The 545-nt window shown below is 63.5% G+C and carries 1 protein-coding gene; it reads right to left on the bottom strand.

Going from position 1 to position 545, the window contains the following annotated elements; translation table 11 throughout:
• Positions 1-545 (bottom strand): polyphosphate kinase 2 family protein (locus AC1DRF_RS31890; RefSeq protein ID WP_477742813.1); only part of this gene is annotated, 545 nt, incomplete at both ends.

The raw sequence follows: 545 nt of genomic DNA, 5'->3' as shown, positions 1-545 counted from the left end.
TTGATCTTCTCGCGCGGCAAATCTTCGTAGTGCACATGATCGAGCAGGTGGCGGATGACGTTGAGGCGCGCGCGCCGCTTGTCGTCCGTACGCGCGACGTACCAGGGGGCCTGGCCGGTGTCCGTGGCCGTGAACATCTCGTCGCGCGCACGCGAGTAGTCGTACCAGCGGCTGAAGGATTTCATGTCCATCGGCGAAAGCTTCCAGAGCTTGCGGCCGTCCTGCGCGCGATCCTTCAGGCGCTTGGTCTGTTCTTCTTCGCTCACTTCGAGCCAATACTTGATCAACACCACGCCTGACTTGACGATCGCCATTTCCACCGCGGGCACCGTCGTCAGGAAGGCGCGCACGTGTGCTTCATCGGTGAAGCCCATCACGCGCTCCACGCCCGCGCGGTTGTACCAACTGCGATCGAAGATCACGATCTCGCCGGCCGCCGGCAAGTGCTTGATGTAGCGCTGCAGGTACATCTGGGTCTTCTCGCGTTCGGTCGGCGCGGGCAGGGCGACGACGCGGAACACGCGCGGGCTCACGCGGTCGGTGAT

The sequence above is a fragment of the Priestia sp. P5_B4 genome, from assembly GCF_056400385.1.
The sequence above is the reverse complement of the archived record's forward strand: the minus strand, read 5'-3'. Positions and strand labels throughout refer to the sequence as shown.